Origin of the sequence: Kitasatospora sp. NPDC093558 (assembly GCF_040683475.1) — a bacterium.
GTDB lineage: Bacteria > Actinomycetota > Actinomycetes > Streptomycetales > Streptomycetaceae > Kitasatospora.
Window position 1 is genome coordinate 1 of record NZ_JBFBDY010000808.1, and the last position, 2,516, is coordinate 2,516.

Annotated in this window: 3 protein-coding genes and 1 pseudogene; all 4 read left to right on the top strand. The window is 73.3% G+C overall.

Annotated features, from left to right (window positions below; translation table 11 throughout):
• Nucleotides 1-292 (top strand): annotated as a pseudogene (locus AB0O00_RS35465) (beta-ketoacyl synthase); the annotation flags it as partial.
• Nucleotides 293-346: 54 nt separating this feature from the next.
• Complete coding sequence (hppD, locus tag AB0O00_RS35470; RefSeq protein ID WP_363658824.1) at nt 347-1,327, top strand: 4-hydroxyphenylpyruvate dioxygenase; 981 nt, start codon at nt 347-349, stop codon at nt 1,325-1,327.
• A 40-nt stretch (nt 1,328-1,367) separates the two neighbouring features.
• A complete protein-coding gene (locus AB0O00_RS35475) occupies nt 1,368-2,279 on the top strand; it encodes a phytanoyl-CoA dioxygenase family protein (RefSeq protein ID WP_363658825.1) in 912 nt (303 codons plus the stop codon).
• Nucleotides 2,276-2,516 (top strand): thiamine pyrophosphate-dependent enzyme (locus AB0O00_RS35480; protein ID WP_363658826.1); only part of this gene is annotated, 241 nt, incomplete at its 3' end. The genes AB0O00_RS35475 and AB0O00_RS35480, both read left to right, overlap by 4 nt.

Here is a 2,516-nt window from a genome sequence, read left to right on the forward strand (position 1 = left end):
CGCCGTGTTCGGCCCGCAGCCGCCGGCGGTCTCCTCCACCAAGGGCGCGACCGGTCATCTCCTCGGCGCCGCAGGCGCGTTGGAGGCCGCAGTGACCGCACTCGCGGTGTCGCGGGGGACGCTGCCGCCGACCCGCAACCTCGCCGATCCCGACCCGGCCTGCGACCTCGACCACGTCCGCGGCGCGGCCCGGACCACGCCGGTGCGCGCGGCGCTGAGCAACGCCTTCGCCTTCGGGGGCCACAACCTCAGCCTGATCCTCGGCCCGGCGTCCACCCGGCTCGCCAAGTAGCCCGCCGCCACCGGCCGTCACCCGTTCTTCGTCGCTCCCGAGGGGGAGATCCCGTTGTCCATCCAGACCATCACCCATGTCGAGTTCGCGTGCGCGGATGCCGACGAGACGGCGGCCGGGCTCCGCGCCGACTACGGCTTCTCCGCCGATGCCCCGCGGACCTCGCCCGACGGCGTGCGCACCGTCCGCGTCCACCAGGGAGACATCCGTCTCCACCTCGTCTCCTCCGCTCAACCAGGCCATGCGGTGGCCGAGTTCGTGGCCCGTCACGGGGACGGCGTGGCCGTGCTCGCGCTCGGCTGCGACGACCCGCAGGCGGCGCTGGAGCGCGCCGAGCGGCACGGCGCCCGGGTGCTCGACCGCGACGGCGGGCTGATCGCCGGCTTCGGCGACGTCGCGCTGCGGTTCGTTCCGCTCGACGCCGCAGCGCCGGCGCCCGGCCTGCTGGACGCCCTCGACCACGTCGCGATCTGCGTCCCCGGCGGCCAACTCGCCGACGCCGTAAGGTTCTGCGAGGCGGCGCTGGGCTTCCACCGGATCTTCGGCGAGTACATCGAGGTCGGCGCGCAGGCCATGGACTCCAGCGTCGTGCAGAGCGCCTCCGGCGAGGTCACCTTCACGCTGATCGAGCCGGACACCGGCCGGCGCCCGGGCCAGATCGACGAGTTCCTCGCCGCCAACGAGGGCGCCGGCGTCCAGCACCTCGCCTTCCGCACGGCCGACATCGCGACCGCCGTCCGTACGATCCGGGCGCGCGGGGTGGAGTTCCTGAGCACCCCGGACGCCTACTTCGACGCCCTCGCCGAGCGGTTCGGCGCGACCGCCATCCCGGTGGGGACGCTGCGCGAGCTGCACGTCCTGGTCGACCAGGACCACGGCGGGCAGCTGTTCCAGATCTTCGCCCGCTCCACCCACCCCCGGCGGACGTACTTCCTGGAGCTCATCGAGCGCCAGGGCGCCGGTACGTTCGGCACCGCCAACATCAGGGCCCTGTACGAGGCCGTCGAGCGGCAGAGTTCGGCCGCCGCCCTGTGACCGCCCGCCCGGTCCCCGCCCACCCTCGAAAGGCACACCCGTGACCACCACAGAGTTCCACCTCACCGACGCCGAACGCGCCTTGCTGCCCACCCCCGACGACGTCGAGCATTACCGGACGTACGGCTGGTACCTGTCCCACCGGCTGTTCGGCGACGAGGAGCTGGACTCCCTCCAGGCCGCCACCGAGCTCTACTACGCGGGCCACCGCGACCGCGAACTCCCCCTCCGGCCGCCCCGGTTGGCCTCCTGGTCGCCGACCGACGGCCCGGTCCAGCGGCACAACGACTACGTCCACTACGAGAGCGACGCGATCGGCGCGATCCTGCGCAAGCCGCTGGTCGGCGCGGTGGCCGCGCTGCTCGCCGGGGCCGAGGAGATCCGGATCTTCCAGGCCACGCTGATCTACAAGCCGCCGGTGCCCGAGGAGCCCACCAACCGGGTGCCCTGGCACTTCGACAAGCACTACTGGCAGACCTGCACCTCCGACGAGATGCTCACCGCGTTCATCCCATTCCACGACTGCGGCGACGAGAACGGCACGATCACCATGGTCGACGGCAGCCACCGCTGGAAGGAACTCGCCTCCGGCGAGGACTCCACCCGGCACTTCGCCGACCGCGACGGCTCCGAGCTGGAGGCCATCCTCGCCGCGAACGCCGCCCACAACGGGCAGGAGGTGCGGAAGATCCCGATGCCGATCCCGCGCGGCCACATGAGCTTCCACCACTGCCGCACCTACCACGGCAGCGGCCCCAACCTCGCCTCCTTCCCGCGCCGGGCCGTCTCGCTGCACCTCCAGGACGGCGCCAACGCCTACCGCCGGCACGAGCGGCCGGACGGCGGCCCGGTGGTCTACAACCACGACGTGCTGGTCCGCCGCACCGCCGACGGCCGGCCCGACTACTCCGACCCGGACTTCTGCCCGGCGATCTGGCAAGGGGCGCTGTGACGGGCACCGCCGCGGCGACGGCGCCGCTCGACACACCCGCCGAGCGGTACCGGATGCTGCGCCTGATCCGCGGCTTCGAGGAGCTCGCGCTCGCCCTCGTGAAGGCCGGCGCGATCCCCGGCGGCATCCACCCCTGCATCGGACAGGAGGCCGTCGCGGTCGGCGTCTGCTCCGCGCTCGGCCCGGCCGACCGGCTCACCAGCACCCACCGCGGCCACGGCCACGTGCTCGCCCGGG